The sequence below is a fragment of the Streptomyces ficellus genome (assembly GCF_009739905.1).
In the GTDB taxonomy this organism is placed as follows: Bacteria; Actinomycetota; Actinomycetes; order Streptomycetales; family Streptomycetaceae; genus Streptomyces; species Streptomyces ficellus_A.
In genome coordinates this window covers 3570260-3594521 of sequence record NZ_CP034279.1, presented here as the reverse complement: position 1 = coordinate 3594521, position 24262 = coordinate 3570260, and the positions used below count along the sequence as shown (strand labels likewise).

Below are 24262 nucleotides of genomic sequence, written 5' to 3'. Positions count from 1 at the left end.
GTTGCCGTCCTGGTACTGCTTACTGATCGTATCCACGCGTCGGGAAATCGGCTGGTTCCCCTTCTGTGCCCTGTGGACGAGTGTCACCTCTCACAGGGATCGTAGAGGCGCCCTCCAAACAGTGTCCCGCACCTGAGGCGCACCCTGGAGGAGTGGGTACGGCGGCAAGCCGTTCCGCTTCCGTGTCCCGTTCCCGTCCTGCTTCTGTTCCGATCCTGTGCCCGGCCGGTCGCCGTCCTGTGTGTGGCTGGTTGCCGTCCTGTGTGCGTGCGGGGGTGCTGTGTCGGGTGTGCTGTGGGCGTGCGGGTGTGCGGTGCGGTGCGTGCGGGGGGCGCGGCGCGAGCGGGGTGGCGGCGCGCCGCCGTCCGCCGTGACCCGCCCCACCACGGCCCGCCGGGGGCGGCTCGGCCGCCGTACGTCGGCTCCCTTCCCTCCCTGTACCCCGTCCATCCCCTCTCTGTTCGCGGTCGGGCCGCCCGAAACAAACGGATGTGAGTCCACCTCCCGCGACGTGCTAATCTTCAGATGTCGCCAGGGAGACGCGCCGGAACACGGCGGGGAACCCAAGCGGCAACACCCAATGCGCGGGTGGCGGAATAGGCAGACGCGCTGGATTCAGGTTCCAGTGCCCGCAAGGGCGTGGGGGTTCAACTCCCCCCTCGCGCACCACCGGAAACGGGCCCTCCCCAGAGACGAAAGTCCTGGTGAGGGCCCGTTTCTTGTTGTTCGGCCCGCTGGTGGGGGCGGAGTGACCGATGTCACTCTGGTCGTGGTCGTGGTCGTGGCGTGTCTGTGGCCGGCTTCCCGCTGGAGCTTGCCGGCTGGAGACCGCCTGGCCAACCGCCTGACAACTGGCCTCCCGTTGAGGCGGGTTGGCGAACGGCCGGGCGGCGCCTTGATCGACTCTGGCACCATGCGTGTATGGCACACGATGAGGTATCCGGGACGCGACCCATAGGCATCGGACTGGCGGCGGGCATGGCGATCGGGGTAGTCATCGGCCTCTTGCTCGGGCTCTACGTCGTCGACAACATCGGCCTCGGTGTGGGCCTCGGCATCGGTGTCGGCAGCGCCGTCGGTGTCGGCGCCGGAATCACCGCGGCGCGCCGCTCGCCCCGGGGCGCGTGACGTCGGACGACTCCTGCTGACCGGCTGGCTCGGGCACGGCTGCCGCGACGGGTCGCTGGTGCCGGCTCGCCGGGATCGGGCCCGGCGGCCGGCCGGGCGCGGCGCCTGGCGCGGCGGGCGCTGGCCCGCTGCGCGGCTGGCCGGCCGTCAGCCGCTGTGGTTGTAGCGGAGCAGGAAGGCCGCGAAGCGGTCGAGGTCCTCGGTGGACCAGTCGGCGAGGCGTTCCTGGTAGGCGGCGCGGCGGCTCGCGTGCGTGGACGACAGGACCCGGGTGCCCGCCTCCGTGGGGTGCAGGACCTGGACGCGGTGGTCGGCGGGGTCGGGGCGGCGCTCGACGAGGCCCAGTTTCTCGAGGGTGGCGACCTGCCGGCTCACGGTCGACTTGTCGAGCAGGTAGTGGGCCGCGAGGTCGGTCGCGCGGCACCCTTGCCGGTCGTCGATGTGGGCGAGCAGCGTGTACGAGACGAGGGACAGCTCGGGGTGGAGCCGCGCGGCCGTGGCGCGGGCGCGGCGGGCGAACGCCGTCAGCTCACGCTGGATGGTGTCCACCGACTCGTCGCGTCGGGCCGGCATGGGGGCTCACCTCTTCCTCGAAGCGTCGGTTGCATAGTACAACGGTCGCTGGGTTCCCGCGTGTGGGCGCGCCCGCGGGGATGCGGGTACGCGGGTGCGGGTACCGCGGGAGGGCTCCGTCATGTTGCCCACGGGCGGTTGTCCACGGACGGTTGTCCACAGGCGGTTGTCCACAGGCCGCGACGGACGGCCGGTGGCGGAGGTACGGTCTGGGCACTCGGCGATGGTGAACGGGGGCGGAGCTCATGGGAGACATCCGGACGGCGGTGCCGGCACAGCGCGGGACCGGGGCTGGCGGGCGCATACCGGAGGTGCCGGGGTTCGCCCCTCTGGACCGGGGCCGGGATCGGGAGGGCGCGGGTGCGGTCCCGTCGCCGAAGGCGCGCGGCAAGGCGCTGCGGGAGCGGGTGCCCCGGTCGTCGCACGGCTCGCTGGAGCTCGCGGCCGGGCGGCCGGACGCCGTGCGGGCGGTGGAGGAGTCGAGCCGTGGCCGTGTCCCCGCCCTGGCGCCGATACGGGTCGGCAGGATGGCCGCCACGCCCTTCGCGTTCCTGCGCGGCGCCGCCGGGCTGATGGCGCACGACCTGGCGGGTACGCCGGTCACCGGCATCGGTGCCCAGCTGTGCGGGGACGCGCACGCGGCGAACTTCGGGCTGTACGGCGACGCGCGCGGCCGCTTGATGATCGACCTGAACGACTTCGACGAGACCGTGACCGGCCCCTGGGAGTGGGACATCAAGCGGCTCGCGACCTCGCTGGTGCTGGCCGGGCGGGAGGCGGGCGCGGACGAGGACGTGTGCCGGGAGGCGGCCTTCGACGCCGTGGGCGCCTACCGGCGGACCATGCGGCTGCTCGCCAGGATGCCCGTGGCCGACGCGTGGAACGCGATCGCCGACGAGGAGCTCGTCTCGCACACCGACTCGCGTGACCTGCTGGGCACGCTGGAACGGGTGGCGGAGAAGGCGCGGGGCAACACGAGCGCCCGGTTCGCCGCCAAGGCGACCGAGGAGTGCCCGGACGGCGGGCGGCGGTTCGTGGACGCGCCGCCGGTGCTGCGCCGCGTGCCGGACGAGGAGGCCGCCGCGGTCGCCGCCTCGCTGGGCGCGTACGTCGGGACGCTGCCCGAGGACCGGCTGCCGCTGCTCGCGCGGTACGCGATCCACGACGTGGCGTTCCGGGTGGTGGGCACCGGGAGCGTGGGGACGCGTTCGTACGTGGTGCTCCTGCTGGACCACCGGGGCGAGCCGCTGGTGCTCCAGGTCAAGGAGGCCCGGCCCTCCGCGCTGCTGCCGTACCTGCCTCGGGTGGGCTTCCCGGTGGACGAGGTGGAGCACGAGGGGCGGCGCGTGGTCCTCGGGCAGAAGCGGATGCAGGTCGTCAGCGACAGCCTGCTGGGCTGGACGACGGTCGAGGGCCGTCCCTACCAGGTGCGGCAGTTCCGCAACCGCAAGGGCAGTGTCGACCCGGCGGCGCTCTCCGCCGACCAGGTCGACGACTACGGGCGGATGACCGGTGCCCTGCTGGCCCGGGCGCACGCGCACAGCGCCGACCCGCGGCTGATCGCCGGCTACTGCGGCAAGAACGCCGAGCTGGACGAGGCCGTGGCCCGGTTCGCCGTGGCGTACGCGGACCGGACGGAGGCGGACCACGCGGACCTGCTCGCGGCGGTGCGGAGCGGACGCATGGCCGCCGAGCTGGGGGTGTGACGGACGGGGCTCCCCTGACGGGCGGTGCTCCCCCTGACGGGCGGGGTGTGACGGCCGGGGCACCCCTGGCGGGCGGGGCGCGCTCTGCCGGTCGGGGGCGCGCCGGGGCGGGCGTGACGAGCGGGTGTGTGGGGCGGGCGCTCCCGCCCGTACGCTGGTCGGGTGACGACCCCGAACGACGACGTGACCGGTGCCCCGACCGCCGACGAGACCGACGCGGCCGAGCGTCCCGAGGCGCGGCTGGAGCGGGCCGTGCGCGCGGCGGAACAGGCGCTGATCGAGTTCGAGATCGCGGTGGAGACCTTCCGGGTGGAGGTGGAGAACTTCTCCCGCCTGCACCACCAGAAGCTCGGCCCGATGTACACCCGGCTCGACGAGCTGGACGCGCTGATCGCGGAGGCCAGGGCGGCCCGCAGCGGCGACCCCGAGGACCTGCGCAAGGCGCAGTCGGCGCGCGCGCTGGTGATGCCCATGCCGGGTGTCGAGGAGCTGTTCGGCGACTGGATGGGCTCCGAGGGCCTGTCGCCCGAGGCGGAGGCGATGCTCACCGACCGCCCGGTGCAGCCGCCCAAGCGGGTCCGGCCCAGCGACGAGGCGCGCAAGCTCTACCGCGAGCTCGCCCGCAAGGCGCATCCGGACCTCGCTCGGGAGGAGGAGGACCGCCGGCGGCGCGAGGAGTTCATCACGCGCGTCAACGCCGCGTACGGGCGTGGGGACGAGGCGCTGCTGCGGGAGCTTTCCGAGGAGTGGGCGGCGGGTCCCGCGCCCGTGGCCGCCGAGCTCAGCGAGAGCGAGGAGCTGTACGCCAGGCTCGACTGGCTGGCCCGGCGCAAGGAGTTGCTGACCGTGGTGGCGCGGGACCTGGAGGACAGCGCGATCGGCGCGATGCTGCGGATGGCGCCGGACGACCCCGACCGGCTCCTGGAGGAGATCGCCGAGCAGCTGCTGGCGCAGGTCGCCGAGCGTGAGGCGGAGCTGGCCGCACTCGCGCGGTAGCCGGCGGTCGTGCAGTAGCGTCGGGAGGTGTCCACACCGTGGTCACACCCTGACCGTGGTCACACCCCGGTGTCCGCACCCGGGGTGCCGGTCCCGGTGTCCCCACCGAAGCGTCCACCGATGAGAGAAGGCCTGACCCATGAACTTCGCACCGCTGCCCTCCGTGGACGCCGCCTCCGTACCGGCCGACGGGCTGGTGCTCGACGTCCGAGAGGACGACGAATGGGCGGCCGGGCACGTCGAGGGCGCGCTGCACGTGCCGATGAGCGAGTTCGTCGGCCGGTTCGGTGAGGTGACCGAGGCGGTCGCGGACGGTCGTCGCGCCCATGTGATGTGCCGGGTCGGCGGCCGGTCGGCCCAGGTGACGCAGTACCTGGTGCAGCAGGGCATCGACGCCGTGAACATCGACGGCGGCATGCTCGCCTGGGAAGGCGCCGGTCGCCCCATGGTCACCGACAACGGCAGCCAGGCCGCCGTCCTGTAGTCGCCGGCCCGGTTGGCTCGGTCGCGCCGGCGGTCAGCCCAGGGAGTGCGCGGCCAGCAGGTCGCCGAGCGCCTCCTCGTGGGCGGCGGCCGGGCCGAGCGACAGTTCGAGCTGTTTGGCCCAGGCGTGGTAGCGGTGCAGCGGGTAGTCGGTGTCCGCGCCGAAGCCGCCGTGCAGGTGCTGGGCGGTCTGCACGACCCGCCGTACGCCCTCGGACGCCCAGATCTTCGCCACGGCGATGTCCCCGGCGGCGGGCAGCGCCCCGGCCGCGTCCGCACCGATCCGCCAGGCCGCCTGCCAGAGGGTGACCTCCATGGCCCGCAGGTCGATGTAGCGGTCGGCGGCCTGGACGGCGACCGCCTGGAACGTCGCGACCGGGAACCCGAACTGTTCGCGCTTGCTGGTGTACGCCCCGGTCATGGCGAGCACGGCCTCGCCGAGGCCCAGCGCCAGGGCGCACGTCCCGGTGGTGAGCAGCCCGCGCAGCCACTCCCAGGCGCCCTCGCCGCCGAGCACCTCGCGGGCGGTGACCCGGACGGCGTCGAGCCGCACCTCGGCGAGCAGCTCGCCGCTCGTGGAAACCTGGTCGGCGAAGGCGAGGCCGTGGTGGTCGTGGGGCACCAGGGCGAGCACGGTGCGGCCCTCGGGGGTGTGCGCCGGCAGGGCGATCCGGTCCGCGCACCGTGCCCACGGGACACCCGACTGCACCCCGTCGAGCACCCAGTGCTCGCCGTCCGGCCGGGCCGTCACCGCGAGCTCGGCCGGATCGTGGCCGGTGCGGCCGTTGGCGCCGACCGTGAGCACCAGGTCTCCCCGGCCCACCCTCGGGAGCAGCTCGCCCCGCAGTCCCGCGTCGCCGTAACGCTCCACGGCCATCGCGACCGCGCTGGTCTCCAGCAGCGGCACCCGGGCGAGGACCTTCGCCGACTCGCGCAGCACCAGGCACAGCGCGACCGGGTCCAGGCCGGCGCCACCGTGCTCGGGTGCGAGGACCAGACTCAGCAGGTCCGCCGTCGCGAGCCTGGCCCACAGCGGCCGGTCGAACTCCTCGGCCACCGCACCCGCCGTGAGCGCGGGGCTCGGTACGCCGTCGGGCGCGACGCCCGAGAAGACCGCCTTCGCCGCCTCGACGGCCGCCTGCTGCTCCTCGCTGAACGTGAAGTCCACAGCCCTGCCTCCCCGCACGCACCCATGTCATCTGACGGGTCGTCAAGATAGAACAGGTTCTAGGGGAAGGGAATGGCCCCGGCGGAACGGCCTGTGCCCAGCGGATCAGCGGCCCAGCGGATCAGTGGCTCAGCGGAACGGATCAGCGGAACGGATCAGCGGTCGAAGTCGAGCTCCACCTCCGGTGTCACGGCGTGCGACTGGCAGGCCAGTACGTACCCCGCGTCGGTCTCCTCGCTCTCCAGGGCGTAGTTGCGGTCCATGCGGACCTCGCCGGTGACCAGGAAGGCGCGGCAGGTGCCGCAGACGCCGCCCTTGCAGGCGTACGGCGCGTCCGAACGGCTGCGCAGCACCGTCTCCAGCAGCGACTCCCCTTCCTGCACGGGCCAGGTGCCCGACCGGCCGTCCAGGGTCGCGGTGAGCGTGGCGTGCGCCGGCACCGCGGCCGCCCGCACGGCCGGAGCCGAGCCGTCATCCACGTGGAAGATCTCCTGGTGGATCTGGCCACGGTCCACGCCCAGGCCCCGCAGCGCTCGCTCGGCGCCGACGACCAGACCGAAGGGTCCGCAGAGGAACCAGCCGTCGACCTCGCCGACCGGCAGCAGCGCGGGCAGCAGGCCGGCCAGCCGCTCCTGGTCCAGCCGGCCGGAGGGGAGGCCCGACTGCTGCTCCTCCCGGGAGAGCACGGTCACCAGCTGGAAGCGGTCGGGGAACCGGTCCTTCAGGTCGGCGACCTCGTCCAGGAACATCGTCGAGGCCGCCGTGCGGTCGCTGCGTATGAGGCAGAACCGGGCCTGCGGCTCGCGGGCCAGCAGCGTCGACGCCATGGACAGCACGGGGGTGATCCCGCTGCCGCCCACGATCGCCGCGAAGCGCCCGGCGCGGGGGGCCAGCAGGAAGCGGCCCATCGGTTCCATCACCTCGACCGTGTCGCCGACGGCGAGTTCCTTCAGCGCGTACGTGGAGAACTCGCCGCCGTCCACCAGCCTGATGCCCACGCGGAGCACCGGTTCCTCGCCCTCGGGCGCGGCGGGGGAGCAGATCGAGTACGTACGGCGGATCTCCTCGCCGCCCACGCCGTGGCGGCGCAGGGCGAGGTGCTGGCCGGGGACGTGGCGGAAGGTCTCGCGCAGCTCGGGCGGCACCGCGAAGGTGACGGCGACCGAGTCGTCCGTGAGCCGCTCGACGTCGCTCACCCGGAGCGGATGGAACATCTACAACTCCTTGAAGTGGTCGAACGGTTCACGGCAGGCGGTGCAGCGGCGCAGCGCCTTGCAGGCGGTCGAGGAGAAGCGGCTGAGCAGCTCCGTCTCGGGGGAGCCGCAGTTGGGGCAGCGGATGGCCAGCGTGACGGGGACCGGGCCGCCGCCGGCGCCCTGGTGGCGGGGCGGCGCTATGCCGAACTCGGCGAGCTTGCGGCGCCCTTCCTCGCTGATGTCGTCCGTCGACCAGGCGGGGGAGAGGACCGTGACGACCGAGACCTCCGCCATGCCGTGCTCGCGCAGGACGTGCTCGATGTCCGACGACATGGCCTCGATGGCGGGGCAGCCGGTGTACGTCGGGGTCAGCTCGACCTCGACGCGGCCGGGCGCGAGGACGTGCACCCCGCGCAGCACACCGAGCTCCTCCAGCGTCAGGACGGGCATCTCGGGGTCCGGGACGGAGCCGGCCAGCCGGCTCAGCTCCGCCTCCAGCGACGTCATGTCCGGCGTGCCGGTCACCACGACGCCCCCGGGTGGCTGCGGTGCAGGTGCTGCATCTCGGCGAGCATCCGGCCGAAGCTCTCGGTGTGCAGGCCCTGGCGTCCCGCTCCGGCGCTCCACGCTCCCGTGCGGGGGCCGTCCGGCACGGTCAGGGTGGCCCGCTCCAGGACCGCCGTCACCGACGCGAGCCAGTCTGACTCCAGCTCCTGCCAGTCCACGTCCAGCCCGGCGACCGGCTGGAACAGCTCGCCGGTGAAGCGCCACAGTGCCGTGCAGGCCTGCCGCATGCGGTCGTGGCTCTCCGGGGTGCCGTCGCCCAGCCGCAGCGTCCACTGCTCGGCGTGGTCCTGGTGGTAGGCGACCTCCTTGACGGCCTTCGCCGCGAGACCGGCGAGATCGCCGGCCCCGGCCGCCGCCAGCCGCCCGTAGAGCAGCCGCTGGTAGGTGGAGAAGTACAGCTGGCGGGCGATGGTGTGGGCGAAGTCGCCGTTGGGCTGCTCGACCAGCTGCACGTTGCGGAAGGCCCGCTCCTCGCGGAGGTAGGCCAGCTCGTCCTCGTCGCCGACGAGGGACAGCAGCACCCGTGCCTGGCCGAGCAGGTCCAGCGCGATGTTGGCGAGCGCGACCTCCTCCTCGAGGACCGGCGCGTGCCCGGCCCACTCCCCAAGCCGGTGCGACAGGACCAGGGCGTCGTCGCCGAGGGCGAGCGCGGCGGCGGTGTGCGCGGTGGCGGTCACAGGTTCTTCACCCCCTCCGGCACCTCGTAGAACGTCGGGTGCCGGTAGGGCTTGTCGGCGGCCGGCTCGAAGAAGGGGTCCTTCTCGTCGGGCGAGGAGGCGGTGATCGCCGCGGACGGCACGACCCAGAGGGAGACGCCCTCGCTGCGGCGCGTGTACAGGTCGCGGGCGTTGCGCAGGGCCATCTCCGCGTCCGGCGCGTGCAGGCTTCCCGCGTGTGTGTGGGACAGCCCGCGGCGCGAGCGCACGAACACCTCCCACAGCGGCCATTCGCTGGTCGTCATGAATTCGCCTCCCCGTGCTTCGCCGCGTACGCCGCGGCGGCCTCCCTGACCCAGGCGCCTTCCTCGTGGGCGCGGCGGCGCTGGGTGATGCGCTGTTCGTTGCAGGGCCCGTTGCCCTTGAGGACGTCCCGGAACTCGGTCCAGTCGATCGGCCCGAAGTCGTGGTGCCCGCGCTCCTCGTTCCACTTGAGGTCGGGGTCGGGGAGCGTGAGGCCCAAGGCCTCGGCCTGCGGGACGCAGATGTCGACGAACCGCTGGCGCAGCTCGTCGTTCGAGTGCCGCTTGATCTTCCAGGCCATCGACTGGGCGGAGTGCGCCGACTCGTCGTCCGGCGGGCCGAACATCATCAGCGACGGCCACCACCAGCGGTCCACGGCGTCCTGCGCCATCGCGTGCTGCTCGGGCGTCCCGCGCGAGAGGGCGAGGAGCGACTCGTACCCCTGGCGCTGGTGGAACGACTCCTCCTTGCAGACCCGCACCATGGCGCGGGCGTACGGGCCGTAGGAGCAGCGGCACAGCGGCACCTGGTTGGTGATCGCCGCGCCGTCCACGAGCCAGCCGATCGCACCGACGTCGGCCCAGGTCAGCGTGGGGTAGTTGAAGATCGAGGAGTACTTCTGGCGGCCGGAGTGGAGCTTGTCGAGCAGCTCGTCCCGGCTGGTGCCGAGGGTCTCGGCGGCGCTGTACAGGTACAGGCCGTGCCCGGCCTCGTCCTGCACCTTGGCCATCAGGATCGCCTTGCGGCGCAGCGAGGGCGCGCGGGTGATCCAGTTCGCCTCGGGCTGCATGCCGATGATCTCGGAGTGGGCGTGCTGCGCGATCTGGCGGACGAGCGTCGCGCGGTACGCCTCCGGCATCCAGTCGCGCGGCTCGATCCGCTCGTCGGCGGCCACCGCGGCGTCGAACGCCGCCTCGTGCGCCTCCTGCGTGTCCGCAGTCACTGCCGTCATCGGGCCCCCTACCGACCGATCGTTCGGTTGAATGACTTCAATGGTGAGTCGGCGGCCCGTATGGTGTCAACCCTGTGGATAACTCCGGCGGACGATGGGGACGGGAACGGGGCGGGATGGACTCGTACGACAAGGAGGCCGGTGCCCACCCCCGGCGCGCCACCGAACCGGAGGGTTCCGCCCCGGTGACGCCCCCGGGCGAGCAGCGCCCCGAGCAGGGCCACGGGCCGCGATCCGCCCGGGAAGCGGGGCCCGCGTCCGCGCCGGCGTCCCCCGGCACATCCGCCGGACCGGACTACGCCGACCGGGCGAGCGCCGCCGGAGGCCCCGTACCGCGGACGCCGGAAGCGCCGGGCCCGCCGGCGGGGAGCCCGCGGCCGGACGGGGCCGGCGGGATCGCCGCGCTGTCGTTGCCGTACCAGGTCGTGGCGGCCGTCTCGCTCGCCGTCGTGGGAATGTTCGCGTGCGTCCACCTGGCCATGGCGTTCCTGCACGTCGCGCCCTCGAACACGCTCACCAAGCAGCACGGCGAGGCCGTGGACGACTGGGTCTTCCCCGAGTTCGAGCAGAACTGGAAGCTCTTCGCCCCCAACCCCCTCCAGCAGAACATCGCCGTCCACGTCCGGGCCGAGGTCACCGGGAGCGACGGCGGCCGGCGCACGACCGGGTGGATCGACCTCTCCGGCGACGACGGGGAAGCGATCCGGGGCAACCTCCTCCCCAGCCACGTGAACCAGAACGAGCTCCGCCGGGGCTGGGACTTCTACGTGAACTCGCACACCAACGACAACCGTCCCAACGGGCTGCGCGGCCGGCTGTCCGAGAGTTACGTCCGGCGCATCGCCATGCTGCGGCTCGAGGAGCACCAGCTGGGCGGCAGGATCGAACGGATCCAGATGCGCTCGGCCACGCAGGGCGTCAAGGCTCCGGTCTGGAGCGACGAGAAGACCGACACCCGGCCCTACTACCGGGTGCTCCCGTGGTGGACCGTGACCGAGGCCGACCTGCCCGGCGGGGTCGACGGCGGCCGTACGGAGGCGGACCAGTGACCCTCGGCAAGGCCCCCACCCGCAGCGAGCCGTTCGACCGGCGGCTGGCCCGCGCCATCCAGCGCGTCACCGGCACCGCCCTCGGCCCGTACCAGACCGCGGTCGTGCGCATCGGCTTCTCCGCCGCCTGGCTGCTGTTCCTGCTGCGGGAGTTCCCCCACCGGCACGAGTTGTACGGGCCGGACGGCCCCTGGTCCTGGGACATGGGCCAGCAGCTCATCGCCAACAACCACGCCTTCACGGTGCTGATGTGGTCGGACAGCACCCTGTGGTTCGAGATCGTGTACGCCCTCGCGGTGCTGTCCAGCGTCCTGCTGCTGGTCGGCTGGCGCACCCGCACCATGTCGGTGCTGTTCATGGTGGGCGTGCTGTCGTTGCAGAACCGCTCCATCTTCATGGGCGACGGCGGCGACAACGTCATCCACCTGATGGCCCTCTACCTGGTCCTGACGCGGTGCAGCCAGGTGTGGTCGCTCGACGCCCGCCGTGCCGCCCGCCCCGGACCCTCCCCGCGCGACCCGCTGGGGCCCGTGCTGTGGGCCGTCCTCGCCCTTGGGCTGGTGGCGGCGACCCTGTTCATCGGCCGCACCGGCGAGACGTGGCTGCTGGTACTGATGTGGGTGCTGTGGGCCGCGCAGGGCGTGTGGTGGCTGGTGTCGCGGTACGCCCCCGGGGAGCCGCGCACCCTGGCCGACGTCCTCGCCAACCTCGCCCACAACGCCGCCCTCCTGGTGATCATGGGCGAGGTGTGCCTGATCTACGCCACGGCCGGCTGGTACAAGATCCAGGGGTCCCGCTGGCAGGACGGCACCGCGCTGTACTACCCGCTCCAGCTGGACTACTTCACCCCCTGGCCGTTCCTCTCCGACCTGCTCGCCGGCAGCGGGCTCGTGGTCATGATCCTGACGTACGGCACGGTGATCGTGCAGGTCGCCTTCCCCTTCACGCTGTTCAACCGGCGGGTCAAGAACGTCCTGCTCGTGGCGATGATGCTGGAGCACGCGGGGATCGCCCTGCTGCTGGGACTGCCCTTCTTCTCCCTCGCCATGATCGCCGCCGACGCCGTCTTCCTGCCGACCGTCTTCCTGGTCTGGCTGGGCGCCCGTGTCCGGCGCGGCCGGGAGCGGCTGCTGCCCCGCTCCGGGGCGGTGCCGCCGGGGCAGCGGCGGGCGACCGAGGACGAGACGGACGAGGCCCCCCGTACCCTCGTGGGGTGACCAGCGAGACCCCCCTGCAGTACGACGACGGCTACGCCCCCGAGATCGGCGTCGGCCCGCACCCCCGGCCGTGGCCGGAGGACGAGCGGTACGACCCCGAGCTCCTCGCCGGGGGCGACCGGCGCAACGTCGTCGACCAGTACCGGTACTGGAGGCGCGAGGCGATCGTCGCCGACCTGGACACCCGGCGGCACGACTTCCACGTGGCCGTGGAGAACTGGGGCCACGACTTCAACATCGGGTCCGTCGTCCGCACCGCGAACGCGTTCCTGGCGCGGCAGATCCACATCGTGGGGCGGCGGCGCTGGAACCGGCGCGGTGCCATGGTCACCGACCGGTACCAGCATGTGCGCCACCACCCGGACACCGAGTCGCTGACCGCCTGGGCGGCCGCCGAGGGGCTGCCGATCATCGGGATCGACAACCTCCCCGGCGCGGTGCCCCTGGAGCGGACCGAGCTGCCGCGCCGCTGCGTCCTGCTCTTCGGGCAGGAGGGGCCGGGCCTCACGGAGGAGGCCCGCAAGCACGCGGCGATGGTCTGCTCGATCGCCCAGTTCGGCTCGACCCGGTCGATCAACGCGGGCGCCGCCGCGGCGATCGCCATGCACGCCTGGGTGCAGCGGTACGCGGAGATCCCCGCGCCGGGCGCCTGACCCTCAGGGACGGTCAGGCCGGGCGGCGCACCTGGACGACGCGGAAGCGGTTGGCCACGAACGCGCTGTCGCACAGCGCGGCGTTCGCCGCCGGGTTGCCGCCCGAGCCGTGGAAGTCCGAGAACGCGGCGGTCTGGTTGACGTACACCCCGCCCGTCAGGTTCAGCGAGAGCTGCGCGGACTCCTCCAGGCAGACCTCCTCGACGGCCCGCTCGACGTCCGGCGAGGTGGTGTACGCCCCGACGGTCATCGCGCCCTTCTCGCGCACCGTGCGCCGCAGCAGCTCCAGGGCGTCGGTGGTCGACTCGACGGAGACCGCGAAGGCGACCGGGCCGAAGCACTCGGACATGTACGCCGCCTCGGCGTCCGGCTTGGAGCCGTCCAGCTTCACCAGGACGGGCGTGCGGACGACGGCGTCCGGGAAGTCGGGGTTGGCGACCTCGCGCGAGGCGAGGGCCACCTCCCCGAGACCGCCGGCGGCCTCCAGGCGGGCCTTAACGTCCGGGTTGACGATGGCGCCCAGCAGCGCGTTCGCCCGGGCGTCGTCGCCCAGCAGACCGGACACGGCGGCGGACAGGTCGGTGACCACCTCGTCGTAGGACTTGGGCCCGGCGTCCGTCGTGATGCCGTCGCGGGGGATCAGCAGGTTCTGCGGGGTGGTGCACATCTGGCCGCTGTACAGCGACAGCGAGAAGGCCAGGTTGGAGAGCATCCCCTTGTAGTCGTCGGTGGAGTCGACGACGACCGTGTTGACGCCGGCCTTCTCCGTGTAGACCTGAGCCTGCCGGGCGTTGGCCTCCAGCCAGTCGCCGAAGGAGGTCGAACCGGTGTAGTCGATGATCCGGATCTCCGGGCGGACCGCCAGGTCCTTGGCGATGCCCTCGCCCGGCCGCTCGACGGCCAGCGCCACCAGGTTCGGGTCGAAGCCCGCCTCCGCCAGCACCTCGCGCGCCACCCGGACCGTCAGCGCCAGCGGCAGCACCGCGCGCGGGTGCGGCTTCACCAGCACCGGGTTGCCGGTGGCCAGGGAGGCGAACAGGCCCGGGTAGCCGTTCCACGTCGGGAAGGTGTTGCAGCCGATCAGCAGGGAGATGCCCCGCCCCACCGGCGTGAACGCCTTGCGCAGCTCCAGCGGGTCCCGCTTGCCCTGCGGCTTGGACCAGTCGGCGACCAGCGGGGTGCGGACCTGCTCCGCGTACGCGTACGCCACCGCCTCCATACCGCGGTCCTGCGCGTGCGGCCCGCCCGCCTGGAACGCCATCATGAACGCCTGCCCGCTGGTGTGCATCACCGCGTGCGCGAACTCGTGGGTGCGGGCGCTGATCCGGGCCAGGATCTCCAGGCACACCAGGGCGCGGGTCTCGGGACCGGCGTCACGCCAGGCGCCCATGCCGGCCCGCATCGCGGGCAGCAGCACCTCCAGGTCGGCGTGCGGGTACTCCACGCCCAGCTGCGGGCCGTACGGCGAGACCTCGCCGCCCGTCCAGCCGTCCGTGCCCGGCTGGTCCAGCTCGAAGCGGGCGCCGAGGGTCGCCTTGTGGGCCTCGAGGCCGTCGGGGGCGCTCAGCGAGCCGTTCTCCCCGTACGCCTTCGGGTGCTCGGGGTGGGGGGACCAGTAGGCCCGCGTGCGGATGGCTTCGAGGGCCTGTTCCAGCGTGGAGCGGTGCCTCTCGGTCAGGTGGTCGGTGGTGAGCTGAGCGGCGGCCATGGCGGACCAACTCCTCGTCGAGCTGGGCAGGGACAGGCGGACAGGGCTAGAGTAACCGAACGATCGGTCGGGACAAGGGGGCCTCCCGAACCTGTGGACAACTCATCGGGGAGGATCACTGTCATGACCGACAGCATGGCCATCGAGCGGAGCGGCACCGTCGCCGTCGTGGGCACCGGCACCATGGGGCAGGGGATCGCCCAGGTCGCCCTGGTCGCCGGCCACCCCGTGCGGCTCCACGACACGGCGCCCGACCGTGCCCGGCAGGCCGCCGAGGCCATCACCGGACGGCTCGGCAGGCTCGTCGAGAAGGGCCGGATGTCGCCGGACGAGCGGGACGCGGCGGCCGCCCGGCTGCACGTCGCGGACACCCTGGAGGACCTCGCCGACGCCGCGCTCGTCATCGAGGCCGTCGTCGAGCGGCTGACGGTCAAGCAGGAGCTGTTCACCGCGCTGGAGCGGACCGTCGCCGACGACTGCCTGCTCGCCACCAACACCTCCTCGCTGTCCGTCACCGCCATCGCGGCGGCCCTCCGCCTGCCCGGCCGCTTCGTCGGACTGCACTTCTTCAACCCCGCGCCCCTCCTCCCCCTCGTCGAGGTCGTCAGCGGCTTCGCCACCGACCCGGCCGCCGCCACGCGCGCGTACGCCACGGTCGAGGGGTGGGGCAAGACCCCGGTGCGCTGCGCCGACACCCCCGGGTTCATCGTCAACCGCATCGCCCGCCCCTTCTACGCGGAGGCACTGCGCCTGTACGAGGAGCGGGCCGCCGACCCGGTCACCATCGACGCCGTCCTACGGGAGTGCGGCGGCTTCGCCATGGGCCCCTTCGAGCTGACGGACCTGATCGGGCAGGACGTCAACGAGGCCGTCACCCGGTCCGTCTGGGAGGCCTTCCACCACGACCCCAAGTTCACCCCCTCCCTCGCGCAGCGGCGCCTGGTCGAGTCGGGGCGGCTGGGACGCAAGACCGGACAGGGCTGGTACGGGTACGCCGAGGGCGCCGAGCGGCCGGTCGTGCCCACCGAGGCCCCGGCGCCCGCCCCCGACAAGATCACCGTCCACGGCAGCCTCGGCCACGCCGAGCCCCTCGTCCGGCTCGTCGAAGAGGCGGGCATCAAGGTCCGGCGCCATCGGCGCGGCAACCACATCGCCCTGCCGGGCGGCGGGCACCTCACCCTCGCGGACGGCGAGGCGGTCTTCGAGTACGAGGGCGAGGAGATCGTCTACTTCGACCTCGCCCACGACTACACGACCGCGACCAGGATCGCCCTCGCGACCGCCCCGACCACCTCGCCCGAGACCCTCCAGGAGGCCGTCGGCCTCTTCCAGGCCCTCGGCAAGGAGGTGACGGTCATCGGCGACGTCCCGGGGATGATCGTCGCCCGCACGGTCGCCATGCTGGTGGACCTCGCCGTGGACGCCGTGGACCGCGAGGTCGCCTCGGCGGAGGACATCGACACCGCCATGCGCCTCGGCGTGAACTACCCGGCCGGCCCCTTCGAATGGGCCGCCAGGCTCGGCTACGAGACGGTGTCCGACCTGCTCGGCTCCCTGCACACGCGCTACCCGACCGGCCGCTACGCCCCCTGCCTCGGCGTTGTGCGCCGCGACTACGAGGAGAGGGCCGCGATGAAGGACCAGGACAGCCGATGACCACCGCCAAGCGCGACACCTACACCCCCGAGACGCTGCTGTCCGTCGCCGTCGGCGTCTTCAACGAACGCGGCTACGACGGCACCTCCATGGAGCACCTCTCCAAGGCCGCCGGGATCTCCAAGTCCTCGATCTACCACCACGTCGCGGGCAAGGAGGAACTGCTGCGGCGGGCCGTCAGCCGGGCCCTCGACGGCCTCTTCGCGGTGCTCGACGAACCCGGTGCCACCCGTGGACGGGCCATCGAGCGGGTCGAGTACGTGACCCGGCGCACCGTCGAGGTCCTCATGGACGAGCTGCCGTACGTGACGCTCCTGCTGCGGGTGCGCGGCAACACCACGACGGAGCGGTGGGCCCTGGAGCGCCGCCGCGAGTTCGACCACCGGGTCGCCGACCTGCTCAAGGCCGCCGCCGCCGACGGCGATCTCCGTGCGGACGTGGACATACGCCTGGCCACCCGGCTGCTCTTCGGCATGGTCAACTCCCTGGTGGAGTGGTACCGGCCGCAGCCGGGCGGTGACGCCGAGCGCCGCCAGGTCGTCGAGACCGTCGTCCACCTGGCCTTCGACGGGCTGCGCACCAGCCACTGACCTGCCCGTTCCCCCGCCGGCCGGCCCGCGCCGCTCAGATCTCGTCGGTCAGGGCCCGCCGGTCGAGGTCGGTCTCCTCGAACACCAGCAGCGTGCGCGTGGAGAGCACCTCGGGAATCGACTGGAGCCTGGTCAGGACCAGCTCGCGCAGCGTGCGGTTGTCCGGCGTGTGCACCAGCAGCAGCACGTCGAAATCCCCGCTCACCAGGGCGATGTGTGCCGCGCCCGGCAGCGCCTGGAGCTGCTCGCGGACCGTGCGCCAGGAATTCTGGACGATCTTGAGCGTGATGTACGCGGAGGCGCCCTGCCCCGCCCGCTCGTGGTTCACGCGCGCGCTGAACCCCCGGATCACCCCGTCCTCGATGAGGCGGTTGATCCGCGCGTACGCGTTGGCGCGCGACACGTGGACGCGGTCGGCCACGGAGCGTATCGAGGCGCGGCCGTCCGTCTGGAGGATCCGGAGGATGTCGCGGTCGATCGCGTCGAGCGGCCGGGGCGGCGGTTGCTGCCCGTCGCCCGGCTGACCCTGCTCCCTGCCGTCGGCCATTTGTTCAGCTGCCATGTCCCCCCGCCTCTCCTGCATGGACGACCTGCCTCTATCCCAGGCTGTGGAGAACCGTTTGTCCACAGACCGAAGGCGCCTGTAGCCAAAATGCCGCCACGACCGAACAATCGGTAGGTGAGGCGCGTCACAGTCGACGCCGTCTCCGGGTCTTATGCCCGCTCCCCACGAGGAGGTGCTGTCATGACGGTCCAAGAGCTGCCCGGTGCCGCTTCCTACCGGCCCACCCCGCCCCCGGCGTGGAAGCCGCGCACCGACCCCGCACCGCTGCTCCCGGACCCCGAGCCGTACCGGGTACTGGGCACGGACGCCGTGGACGGCTTCGCGCCCGAGCTGCTGCGCCGGCTGTACGCCGAGCTCGTGCGCGGCCGCCGGTACAACGCTCAGGCGACGGCCCTCACCAAGCAGGGCAGGCTGGCGGTGTACCCGTCGAGCACCGGCCAGGAGGCGTGCGAGGTCGCCGCCGCTCTGGCGCTGGAGGACCGGGACTGGCTCTTCCCGTCGTACCGCGACACCCTCGCCGCCGTGGCGCGGGGCCTCGACCCCGTACAGGCGCTGACCCTCCTCCGGGGCGACTGGCACACCGGGTACGACCCGCGGGAGCACCGCGTCGCGCCGCTGTCCACGCCGCTCGCCACCCAGCTGCCGCACGCCGTGGGGCTGGCGCACGCCGCCCGCCTCAAGGGCGACGACGTGGTGGCCCTCGCCATGGTCGGCGACGGCGGCACCAGCGAGGGCGACTTCCACGAGGCGCTCAACTTCGCGGCGGTCTGGCAGGCCCCGGTCGTCTTCCTCGTGCAGAACAACGGCTTCGCGATCTCCGTCCCGCTCGCCAAGCAGACCGCGGCCCCCTCCCTGGCCCACAAGGCCGTCGGGTACGGCATGCCGGGCCGGCTGGTCGACGGCAACGACGCGCCGGCGGTGCACCAGGTGCTGTCCGAGGCGGTCGCCCGCGCGCGCCGCGGCGGCGGACCCACCCTCGTGGAGGCGGTCACCTACCGCATCGACGCCCACACCAACGCCGACGACGCCACCCGCTACCGCGGCGACGGCGAGGTCGAGGCGTGGCGGAACCACGACCCGATCCGGCTGCTGGAACACGAGCTGACCGAGCGCGGCCTCCTCGACGAGGACGGCGTCCGCCGGGCGGGCGAGGACGCCGAGACGATGGCCGCGCGCCTGCGCGAGCGGATGAACGCGGACGCCCCACTCGACCCGATGGACCTGTTCGCGCACGTCTACGCCGAGCAGACCGCACAACTGCGGGAGCAGGCCGCCCAACTGCGCGCCGAACTCGACGCCGAAGGTGATGCCTGATGACGACCGTGGCAAAGGTGGCGGCCAAACCCGCCACCATGGCGCAGGCGCTCCAGAGCGCCATGCGCGACGCGATGGCCGAGGACCCGTCCGTCCACGTCATGGGCGAGGACGTCGGTACGCTCGGCGGGGTCTTCCGGGTCACCGACGGGCTCGCCAAGGAGTTCGGCGAGGACCGCTGCACGGACACCCCCCTCGCCGAGGCGGGCATCCTCGGCACGGCCGTCGGCATGGCGATGTACGGGCTGCGGCCGGTCGTCGAGATGCAGTTCGACGCCTTCGCCTACCCGGCCTTCGAGCAGCTGATCAGCCACGTCGCCAAGATGAGGAACCGCACGCGCGGCGCGATGCCGCTGCCGATGGTGGTGCGCGTGCCGTACGGCGGCGGGATCGGCGGCGTCGAGCACCACAGCGACTCGTCCGAGGCGTACTACATGGCGACTCCGGGGCTCCATGTCGTCACGCCCGCGACGGTCGCCGACGCCTACGGGCTGCTGCGGGCGGCGATCGCCTCCGACGACCCGGTCGTCTTCCTGGAGCCGAAGCGGCTGTACTGGTCGAAGGCCGAGTGGTCACCGGACGCGCCCGACCCGGTCGCACCCATAGGCCGTGCGGTGGTGCGGCGCACCGGGCGCAGCGCCACGCTCATCACGTACGGACCGTCCCTGCCGGTGTGCCTGGAGGCCGCCGAGGCCGCCTCCGCCGAGGGCTGGGACCTGGAGGTCGTCGACCTGCGCTCGCTGGTGCCGTTCGACGACGAGACGGTCTGCGCGTCGGTCCGGCGCACCGGGCGGGCGATCGTCGTGCACGAGTCGGCCGGGTTCGGCGGGCCGGGCGGGGAGATCGCCGCCCGCGTCACCGAGCGGTGCTTCCACCACCTGGAGGCGCCGGTGCTGCGGGTGGCCGGGTTCGACATCCCGTACCCGCCGCCGATGCTGGAGCGGCACCACCTGCCCGGCGTGGACCGGATCCTGGACGCGGTGGCGCGGTTGCAGTGGGAGGCGCAGAGCTGATGGCCCAGGTACTGGAGTTCAGACTGCCGGACCTCGGCGAGGGCCTCACCGAGGCGGAGATCGTGCGCTGGCTGGTCGACGTCGGGGACGTCGTCGCCATCGACCAGCCGGTCGTCGAGGTCGAGACGGCCAAGGCGATGGTCGAGGTGCCCTGCCCCTACGGGGGCGTGGTCACCGCGCGGTTCGGCGAGGAGGGCACGGAACTGCCCGTCGGCGCCCCGCTGCTGACGGTCGCGGTGGGCGCCACGTCGATGCCCGAAACGGCACCGGCGGGCGCCTCGGCGGGTGCGGCCGGTTCGGCCGGGACGGGCGCCTCGGCGGCCTCCTCGCCGGCCGGCTCGTCGGGCGAGGGCTCGGGGAACGTGCTCGTGGGGTACGGCACGGCCGCCCCGGCGGCACGGCGGCGGCGGGTGCGGCGCGACACGACCGGCCCGCAGGCGCAGGCCGCGAACGGGTCACCGGTCGCGGCGCCCGCGGCCGTGACGGTCGTGCCCTCCGACGGGCCGGTGCCGGTCATCTCCCCGCTCGTCCGGAAGCTGGCCCGCGAAAAGGGCGTCGACCTGCGGCAGTTGCGCGGGTCGGGGCCCGACGGGCTGATCCTGCGCGCCGACGTGGAGCGGGCACAGGCAGTGCCCGCCGCCGAAGCCGGCCCCGCCCCCACGCCCGCGCACGCGGCGGCGGGGCCCGCCGTCGCCGGTGAGCGCGTGCCGCTGCGCGGTGTGCGCGGCGCTGTCGCCGACAAGCTGTCCCGCAGCCGGACCGAGATCCCCGACGCGACGTGCTGGGTCGACGCGGACGCCACCGAGCTGATGGCCGCGCGTGCCGCGATGAACGCGGCGGGCGGCCCGAAGATCTCCCTGCTGGCGCTCCTCGCCCGGATCTGCACCGCCGCGCTCGCCCGGCACCCGGAGCTCAACTCCAGGGTCGACACGGCCGCGCGGGAGATCGTGCGGCTGCCCGAGGTGCACCTGGGATTCGCGGCGCAGACCGACCGGGGCCTGGTCGTCCCCGTCGTCCGGGACGCCCACCTCCGCACGGCGGAGTCCCTGTCGGCGGAGTTCACCCGCCTGACGGAGGCCGCCAGGGCCGGCACGCTCACGCCCGCCCAGCTGACGGGCGGGACGTTCACGCTGAACAACTACGGCGTGTTCGGGGTGGACGGCTCCACGCCGATCATCAACCACCCCGAGGCGGCGATGCTGGGCGTGGGACGGATCATCCCCAAGCCCTGGGTGCACGAGGGCGAACTGGCCGTCCGGCAGGTCGTCCAGCTGTCCCTGACCTTCGACCACCGGGTGTGCGACGGAGGCACGGCGGGCGGCTTCCTCCGGTACGTGGCGGACTGCGTCGAACACCCGGCGGTGCTGCTGCGCACCGTGTGACGGCCGGGGCCGGGGCCCGCACCCCGGCCCCGGCCGCCCCGGGGGCCGGGGCGCGAGGGCGCCTGGGGATACTGGTGCCGTGACCCCATTTGACGTCGTCGTGCTCGCCGGGGGTGCCGCCAGGCGGCTCGGTGGCGTGGACAAGCCAGGCGTGAGTGTCGGTGGGCGCGCCCTCCTGGACCGCGTACTGGGCGCCTGCCGCGAGGCCGGACGCGCCGTCGTCGTGGGCGGGCGGCGGACCACGGTGCGCCCCGTGGTGTGGGCGCGGGAGGAGCCGCCCGGCAGCGGGCCGCTGGCCGCGCTCGCGGCCGGCCTGCGGCACGTGGAGGCCGACACCGTGGTCGTCCTGAGCGGCGACCTGCCGTTCCTCCGCGCCGACGGCGTCCGCACGTTGGTCGACGCGCTGGCCGACGGAAGCGCCGAGGGCGTGCTGTCCGTGGACCCCGACGGGCGGGACCAGCCGCTCGTCGCCGCCTACCGCACCGAGCCGCTGCGCCGCGAACTCGCGCTCCTGGCGACCGAACACGGCAATCTGACCGGCCTGCCGCTGCGCCTGCTCGTGCGGGAACTCCAGCTCCTGCGGCTCCCGGTCGGGCCCCTCGCCTCCTTCGACTGCGACACCTGGGACGACATCGCCGCGGCCCGGGCCACGATCAGGGAGCATGGGAACGTGCTGGACGAATGGATCACCGCCGTCAAGGACGAGCTCGGCATCGACGTGGACGTCGACACCGGGCTTCTGCTCGACCTGGCCCGCGACGCCGCGCACGGCGTCGCCCGGCCCGCCGCGCCGCTCACCACCTTCCTGGTCGGCTACGCGGCGGCCAGGGCCGCCGGCGACGGCCCCGAGGCCGTCTCCGCCGCCGTCGCCGATGCCTCGCGCAAGGCGTCCGCCCTCGCGGCACGGTGGGCGGACGAGACCGACAGCGGGACCGGCGCGGGATGACCGACCCGGACGCCGACGGCGTCGACGAAGCGCTCGCCCTGCTCGGGCCCCAGGCCCCGAAGCCGGAGCCGCACCGGGCCCTGCCCTGGGCCGAGGCGCGCTCCGTCGCGGCCCGCCTGGGCACGGCGCACCCCACCCGGACACGGCGCGTACCCCTGGGGCGGGCCCTGGGCGAGGTGCTCGCCCAGCCGCTCGCCGCGCTCACCGACCTCCCGTCGTTCGACACCTCCGCCATGGACGGGTGGGCCGTCGCGGGACCCGGCCCCTGGCGGATCCGCGAGGACGCCTCCGTCCTGGCGGGCCACGCCCCGACGGGCCCCCTCCCCGACGGGGAAGCGGTACGCATCGCCACCGGCGCCCGCGTACCGGCCGGCGCCACCGCCGTCATCCGCAGCGAGCACGCCCGGGCGGACGCGACCGGCCGGCTGCACGCCCACCGTGACGTGACGCACGGGCAGGACGTCCGGCCGCGCGGCCAGGAGTGCCGCTCGGGCGACCGGCTGCTGCCGGCGGGAACGGTCGTCACGCCCGCCGTGATCGGCCTCGCGGCCGCCGCCGGGTACGACGAACTGGACACGGTCGAGCGCCCCCGCGTCGACGTTCTGGTGCTCGGCGACGAACTCCTCACCACGGGACTCCCGCACGACGGGCTGATCCGCGACGCCCTGGGCCCGATGCTCGCTCCCTGGCTCCGGGCGCTCGGCGCGGACGTCGGGGCGACCCGGCGCCTGGGGGACGACGCCGACGCGCTGCACACGGCGGTGAGCGAGTCCGAGGCGGACGTGCTGATCACCACCGGCGGTACCGCTGCCGGACCCGTCGACCACGTCCACCCGGTGCTGGGCAAGGCGGGCGCCGAGCTGCTGGTCGACGGGGTGAAGGTCCGCCCCGGCCACCCGATGCTGCTCGCCCGGCTCGCCCCCGGCAGGTGCCTGGTGGGCCTGCCGGGCAACCCGCTCGCGGCCGTCTCCGGCCTGCTGACCCTGGCCGAGCCCCTGCTGCGCGGCCTCGCCGGGCACCGGGCCCCGGGCCCGTACCGGGCCGTCGTACGGGACGAGGTGCACGGCCACCCCCACGACACGCGGCTCGTTCCGGTCGTCCACGCGGCCGGACGGGGCACCGCCCGCGACACCGCCCGCGACGCTCTCCGAGCGGCCGGGCAGGGCTCGGGGTCCGGGCCAGGCTCCGGGACCGGCGGCTTTCCGGTCGTCGTACCGCTGCACTACAACGGGCCGGCCATGCTGCGTGGGATCGCGGCGGCGGACGGGCTCGCCGTCATCCCACCGGGCGGTGCCCGGCCCGGTGACCCGGTGGAGATCCTCGACCTGCCCTGGTCGGCGACGAGCGAGGGGTGTTTCACGTGAAACTTCCTGGCCAGGACGCGATGGCCCGCCGGGCCGACGAGCATCTCGTCGGCGGCAAGATCCGGCTGCCGAACCCGATCGTGCAACGCCCCCTGAGGCAGGTGGGGGCACGGCTGCTGATGGCGCTGTTCGTCCTCGCGCTGACGGTGATGATCGTCTACCTCGATCGTGGTGGCTACCACGACAACGCCGACGACAGCGTCGACTTCCTCGACGCCCTCTACTACGCGACCGTGACCCTGTCGACGACGGGTTACGGCGACATCGTTCCGCACAGTGACAGCGCACGGCTCGTGAACGTCCTGCTGGTGACTCCGCTGCGTGTGCTCTTCCTGATCATCCTGGTCGGTACCACTCTTGAGGTCCTCACCCAACGGACCCGGGAAGAGTGGCGGCTCAAGCGCTGGAGGTCCACCTTGCGCGACCACACCGTCATTATCGGCTTCGGCACCAAGGGCCGGTCCGCGATCCAGACCCTGTGCGCCACCGGCCTCAAGAAGGACCAGATCGTCATCGTCGACCCCAGCGGCAAGGTCATCGAGGCGGCGAACGCTGACGGCTTCACCGGGGTGGTCGGGGACGCGACCCGCAGCGACGTCCTGCTCCAGGCCGAAGTGCAGCGCGCCCGGCAGATCGTGATCGCGACCCAGCGCGACGACACCGCCGTCCTGGTCACGCTGACGGCACGCCAGCTCAACCGCGGCGCGAAGATCGTCGCGGCGGTACGGGAAGAGGAGAACGCACCGCTGCTGCGACAGTCCGGCGCGGACGCCGTGATCACCAGCGCCAGCGCGGCCGGCCGACTGCTGGGCCTGTCGGTGCTGAGCCCGAGCGCGGGCACCGTGATGGAGGACCTGATCCAGCAGGGAAGCGGACTCGACCTGGTCGAACGGCCCGTCATAAAGGCCGAGGTGGGCAAGAACGTACGCGAGACGGACGACCTGGTGATCAGCGTCCTGCGGGGCCACCGGCTGCTCGGCTACGACGACCCGGCCGCGAGCCCCATCCAGTTGACGGACCGTCTGATCACCATCGTGCGGGCCAGGAGTGTGCCGCCCCTGAGCACTCCGGACTAGC

The 24262-nt window shown here is 73.3% G+C and carries 24 protein-coding genes and 1 tRNA gene; 16 read left to right on the top strand and 9 right to left on the bottom strand.

From position 1 onward, the window contains the following. Positions 1–582: 582 nt before the first annotated feature. Together EIZ62_RS15920 and EIZ62_RS15915 are read left to right on the top strand one after the other, a co-directional pair. A tRNA-Leu gene (locus EIZ62_RS15920) sits at positions 583–669 on the top strand. Between the two features lie 252 nt (positions 670–921). Further along, positions 922–1128 carry a hypothetical protein gene (locus EIZ62_RS15915; RefSeq protein ID WP_156693330.1) on the top strand — a complete coding sequence of 69 codons (207 nt, stop codon included), beginning with the start codon at positions 922–924 and terminating at the stop codon, positions 1126–1128. 147 nt (positions 1129–1275) lie between these two features. Here the strand turns inward: EIZ62_RS15915 and EIZ62_RS15910 are convergent, their stop codons facing one another. Further along, entirely contained in the window at positions 1276–1701 is a 426-nt protein-coding gene (locus EIZ62_RS15910) for a MarR family winged helix-turn-helix transcriptional regulator (protein WP_156693329.1), read from the bottom strand. A gap of 245 nt (positions 1702–1946) precedes the next feature. Here EIZ62_RS15910 and EIZ62_RS15905 point away from each other — a divergent pair, with 245 nt between their 5' ends. From EIZ62_RS15905 to EIZ62_RS15895, 3 genes are all read left to right on the top strand, one after another. Continuing rightward, complete coding sequence (locus EIZ62_RS15905) at positions 1947–3407, top strand: DUF2252 domain-containing protein (protein WP_156693328.1); 1461 nt, start codon at positions 1947–1949, stop codon at positions 3405–3407. 183 nt (positions 3408–3590) lie between these two features. Then, the gene (locus EIZ62_RS15900; RefSeq protein WP_244376213.1) at positions 3591–4403 is read left to right on the top strand and encodes a hypothetical protein; all 813 of its coding nucleotides are present in this window, start codon (positions 3591–3593) and stop codon (positions 4401–4403) included. A gap of 139 nt (positions 4404–4542) precedes the next feature. Next, entirely contained in the window at positions 4543–4887 is a 345-nt protein-coding gene (locus EIZ62_RS15895; protein ID WP_156693326.1) for a rhodanese-like domain-containing protein, read from the top strand. Positions 4888–4920: 33 nt separating this feature from the next. Here the strand turns inward: EIZ62_RS15895 and EIZ62_RS15890 are convergent, their stop codons facing one another. The 6 genes from EIZ62_RS15890 to paaA form a co-directional block, all read right to left on the bottom strand. After that, a complete protein-coding gene (locus EIZ62_RS15890) occupies positions 4921–6054 on the bottom strand; it encodes an acyl-CoA dehydrogenase family protein (RefSeq protein WP_156693325.1) in 1134 nt (377 codons plus the stop codon). Between the two features lie 155 nt (positions 6055–6209). Beyond that, positions 6210–7268, bottom strand: coding sequence for a 2Fe-2S iron-sulfur cluster-binding protein (locus tag EIZ62_RS15885; RefSeq protein ID WP_156693324.1), 1059 nt, complete (start codon positions 7266–7268; stop codon positions 6210–6212). Next, positions 7269–7778, bottom strand: a complete 510-nt coding sequence (gene paaD, locus EIZ62_RS15880; protein ID WP_156693323.1) for a 1,2-phenylacetyl-CoA epoxidase subunit PaaD — start codon at positions 7776–7778, stop codon at positions 7269–7271. Continuing rightward, a complete protein-coding gene (gene paaC / locus EIZ62_RS15875; protein WP_156693322.1) occupies positions 7772–8494 on the bottom strand; it encodes a 1,2-phenylacetyl-CoA epoxidase subunit PaaC in 723 nt (240 codons plus the stop codon). Before paaC ends, paaD begins: the two co-directional genes overlap by 7 nt. Further along, the gene (paaB, locus tag EIZ62_RS15870) at positions 8491–8778 is read right to left on the bottom strand and encodes a 1,2-phenylacetyl-CoA epoxidase subunit PaaB (protein ID WP_156693321.1); all 288 of its coding nucleotides are present in this window, start codon (positions 8776–8778) and stop codon (positions 8491–8493) included. The genes paaC and paaB overlap by 4 nt, the downstream gene beginning before the upstream one ends. After that, entirely contained in the window at positions 8775–9728 is a 954-nt protein-coding gene (paaA, locus tag EIZ62_RS15865) for a 1,2-phenylacetyl-CoA epoxidase subunit PaaA (protein WP_156693320.1), read from the bottom strand. The genes paaB and paaA overlap by 4 nt, the downstream gene beginning before the upstream one ends. 116 nt (positions 9729–9844) lie before the next feature. Here paaA and EIZ62_RS15860 point away from each other — a divergent pair, with 116 nt between their 5' ends. From EIZ62_RS15860 to EIZ62_RS15850, 3 genes are read left to right on the top strand one after another with little or no spacing between them, the layout of a single operon-like run. Next, entirely contained in the window at positions 9845–10777 is a 933-nt protein-coding gene (locus EIZ62_RS15860) for a DUF5819 family protein (protein ID WP_244375732.1), read from the top strand. After that, positions 10774–11994 carry an HTTM domain-containing protein gene (locus EIZ62_RS15855; protein WP_156693319.1) on the top strand — a complete coding sequence of 407 codons (1221 nt, stop codon included), beginning with the start codon at positions 10774–10776 and terminating at the stop codon, positions 11992–11994. The genes EIZ62_RS15860 and EIZ62_RS15855 overlap by 4 nt, the downstream gene beginning before the upstream one ends. After that, positions 11991–12647: a TrmH family RNA methyltransferase gene (locus EIZ62_RS15850; protein WP_156693318.1), complete on the top strand. Its 657-nt coding sequence runs from the start codon at positions 11991–11993 to the stop codon at positions 12645–12647. The genes EIZ62_RS15855 and EIZ62_RS15850 overlap by 4 nt, the downstream gene beginning before the upstream one ends. 13 nt (positions 12648–12660) lie before the next feature. On the opposite strand, the gene paaN is transcribed toward EIZ62_RS15850, so the two are convergent. Beyond that, positions 12661–14355 carry a phenylacetic acid degradation protein PaaN gene (paaN, locus tag EIZ62_RS15845; protein WP_156693317.1) on the bottom strand — a complete coding sequence of 565 codons (1695 nt, stop codon included), beginning with the start codon at positions 14353–14355 and terminating at the stop codon, positions 12661–12663. A 123-nt stretch (positions 14356–14478) separates the two neighbouring features. Here paaN and EIZ62_RS15840 point away from each other — a divergent pair, with 123 nt between their 5' ends. After that, positions 14479–16011: a 3-hydroxyacyl-CoA dehydrogenase gene (locus EIZ62_RS15840; RefSeq protein WP_156693316.1), complete on the top strand. Its 1533-nt coding sequence runs from the start codon at positions 14479–14481 to the stop codon at positions 16009–16011. Beyond that, a complete protein-coding gene (locus EIZ62_RS15835; RefSeq protein ID WP_156693315.1) occupies positions 16008–16601 on the top strand; it encodes a TetR/AcrR family transcriptional regulator in 594 nt (197 codons plus the stop codon). Before EIZ62_RS15840 ends, EIZ62_RS15835 begins: the two co-directional genes overlap by 4 nt. A 34-nt stretch (positions 16602–16635) precedes the next feature. Here EIZ62_RS15835 and EIZ62_RS15830 read toward each other — a convergent pair whose 3' ends face one another. After that, positions 16636–17148 carry an Lrp/AsnC family transcriptional regulator gene (locus EIZ62_RS15830; protein ID WP_156696428.1) on the bottom strand — a complete coding sequence of 171 codons (513 nt, stop codon included), beginning with the start codon at positions 17146–17148 and terminating at the stop codon, positions 16636–16638. A 198-nt stretch (positions 17149–17346) separates the two neighbouring features. Here EIZ62_RS15830 and pdhA point away from each other — a divergent pair, with 198 nt between their 5' ends. The 6 genes from pdhA (at position 17347) to EIZ62_RS15800 (ending at position 24261) form a co-directional block, all read left to right on the top strand. Beyond that, positions 17347–18480 (top strand): pyruvate dehydrogenase (acetyl-transferring) E1 component subunit alpha, encoded by a 1134-nt coding sequence (gene pdhA, locus EIZ62_RS15825; protein WP_156693314.1) that lies wholly within the window; start codon positions 17347–17349, stop codon positions 18478–18480. Positions 18481–18488: 8 nt separating this feature from the next. Next, complete coding sequence (locus EIZ62_RS15820; protein ID WP_425281878.1) at positions 18489–19493, top strand: alpha-ketoacid dehydrogenase subunit beta; 1005 nt, start codon at positions 18489–18491, stop codon at positions 19491–19493. After that, on the top strand, positions 19493–20875 hold the full coding sequence (locus EIZ62_RS15815; protein ID WP_156693312.1) for a dihydrolipoamide acetyltransferase family protein: 1383 nt from the start codon (positions 19493–19495) through the stop codon (positions 20873–20875). Before EIZ62_RS15820 ends, EIZ62_RS15815 begins: the two co-directional genes overlap by 1 nt. 79 nt (positions 20876–20954) lie before the next feature. Beyond that, positions 20955–21821, top strand: coding sequence for an NTP transferase domain-containing protein (locus EIZ62_RS15810; RefSeq protein WP_156693311.1), 867 nt, complete (start codon positions 20955–20957; stop codon positions 21819–21821). Then, the gene (locus EIZ62_RS15805) at positions 21818–23185 is read left to right on the top strand and encodes a molybdopterin molybdotransferase MoeA (RefSeq protein ID WP_156693310.1); all 1368 of its coding nucleotides are present in this window, start codon (positions 21818–21820) and stop codon (positions 23183–23185) included. Before EIZ62_RS15810 ends, EIZ62_RS15805 begins: the two co-directional genes overlap by 4 nt. Continuing rightward, complete coding sequence (locus EIZ62_RS15800) at positions 23182–24261, top strand: potassium channel family protein (RefSeq protein WP_244375730.1); 1080 nt, start codon at positions 23182–23184, stop codon at positions 24259–24261. The genes EIZ62_RS15805 and EIZ62_RS15800 overlap by 4 nt, the downstream gene beginning before the upstream one ends. The last annotated feature ends 1 nt before the right edge of the window (position 24262 follow it).